1 protein-coding gene and 2 pseudogenes are annotated in these 1,936 nt (G+C 61.1%); 2 read left to right on the top strand and 1 reads right to left on the bottom strand.

Annotation, left to right across the window (positions count from 1 at the left end; translation table 11 throughout):
- Both ACGFNF_RS30325 and ACGFNF_RS30330 read left to right on the top strand, forming a co-directional pair.
- Window positions 1–378 (top strand): annotated as a pseudogene (locus ACGFNF_RS30325) (kinase); the annotation flags it as partial.
- Window positions 379–625: 247 nt separating this feature from the next.
- Complete coding sequence (locus ACGFNF_RS30330; RefSeq protein WP_393172351.1) at window positions 626–1,651, top strand: HNH endonuclease; 1,026 nt, start codon at window positions 626–628, stop codon at window positions 1,649–1,651.
- Between the two features lie 69 nt (window positions 1,652–1,720).
- On the opposite strand, the pseudogene ACGFNF_RS30335 reads toward ACGFNF_RS30330, so the two are convergent.
- Window positions 1,721–1,857, bottom strand: a pseudogene (locus tag ACGFNF_RS30335) (IS5/IS1182 family transposase); the annotation flags it as partial.
- Window positions 1,858–1,936 lie beyond the last annotated feature (79 nt).

Raw genomic sequence — 1,936 nt, forward strand, 5'->3', positions numbered from 1 at the left:
CAAGTAGATGCCCTACGGCAGATGCGGGGGGCACTCCTATGGGAGAACACTCGATACGGCGCAACGTACTTCGTTGACCGCTTCGGGCTTGAGCAGTTATGGGAGTCCGATCGGGTTCCAGTTGTCCACCTTGGCCAGATCGAGGCAGTTGGGGCCATAGCGGATGGCACCGAAGCGAACTGGACCATAGTCGAGCTATACGCCCGGCCAGCCGTACTCGCAAAGCGCATCCAGTCGCGGGGCACCGGGGACGAAGACCAACGCTTCGTGGCTGTCGAGCAGACACTTCGCCTCCCGGTCGCAGACATGCGAATCGACACCGAGCTTGTGTCGATTAATGAAGCGACAAATGCCATCAAGCAATTGACGACGGATTAGCTTCAACGCGTCCGACTTCGGCTAGACAGCGCTGTCTACGTTAATGCATGCTAAGACTCGAAGTGGCCGCTGACCAGGACCGCCCGAGCCAAGTAGTTCGCTAGCGAGAACTGCTCTGGGTCGGTTGAGAAGTCCATGAAGTCGCTGGCCGCCATGAGCCAGGTATCGGCCGATGAGCCGAGCTACCGATCTTGGTCGGCGGTGGGACAGTATGTTGGTCCGAGTCGGCTTCTAAGCGAAGGTTCCTGTGGCGATTTCCGAGAGAACGTTGAAGATCGTGTGGTCGGAGGCCGGTGGCAAGTGCTGCATCTGCCGCATGCTGGTGCTGACGCCCGGCACTGAGGACGACGACCCGTCGGTCTTCGGCGAACTGGCCCACATCGTGGCAAAGAGTCCTGGAGGTCCCCGAGCCGGCCGCCTGGACCCGTCGAAGCTCGACACCCACGAGAACCTGATGCTGCTGTGTAACAAGCACCACAAGCAGGTGGACGACCAGCCCAACCACTTCACCGTGGAGAAGCTGCATCAGATCAAACGCGATCATGCAGCTTGGGTGGCCTCGGAGTCCAGTGTCTCGGACAGCATGAAACTGATTCGGGACCCGACGTATCCGGTGCCGAAGAAGCTGAACATCATCGCCACTGGACACGCCCTCTGGCCGATGATCCAGGAGTGCGTGGCGACCAGCTACATCATGCCCGACCGTATGCCAGATGAGGACGAGGACCTGATGGTCGAGTTCCTACAGATGGTCAGGGACTATGCCGATATCCACGACGATCTTCACACTGTCCGTGAGCACCGCGATGCCGCCAAGGCCCTGGGTGAGTACATCAGCCAACTTGCCGAGCGCAACTACTTCGTTGGCGCGTACATGAGGCGGCTTCTTCTAATCGGCGGGGTATCCAAGGAGGGCTCGCCGTGGCCGGAGCTCCACATCGAGATTCACGCTGGCGACCGGGCCCAGATCGTGGACAAGGACGGCAAGCCGATGGGTGCCACGGCTGGCGCTGTCAGCCGCGAGGTCGGGCGTGTGATGTTCCTGCGATGGCTGGAGCAGTACAGCGTTGAGCATCCGGGTGATCCCGCGCCGCTGGCCGAGTTCTTCGGAGAGGAGCCACCTTCCGGACACCCGGAGGTGCTTTGGCGGGATCTGATCCGCGGCCTGCGCAACGAGGGCCTGATCCTCTGCTTCGAGAGCCTGGAGTTCTGGTCCAGCAGCGCCACGCTCACTGACAAGGGCAGAGCAGATCTGGAGTCGCGTCAGCCGTAGAGATGTCCGGAGACTGGCCTACTCGTCGAGGTAGTAGACCTCTTCGTCGTACGCGTCACTGAGCCATGTTCATCGTGGGTAGCGGGCGTCTTCGGCGGCTTGGAGGACGAGGATGGCCTGGACGATCGGGGTGGCGCGGCGTGGGCAGCAGCGTAGTTCGGTCAGGATCTCCACGACTTGAGCGTGGAGAGGGAGTGTGTCGATTTCCGTGTTTGGGCCTGTGGTGTGATCGAGGTTGTTAGATGGTGATCCGGTCGCCGTAGGCGAGGATCAGGGCGTTGAGGG

This window comes from Micromonospora sp. NPDC048868, assembly GCF_043198195.1.
Taxonomy (GTDB): domain Bacteria; phylum Actinomycetota; class Actinomycetes; order Mycobacteriales; family Micromonosporaceae; genus Micromonospora; species Micromonospora reichwaldensis.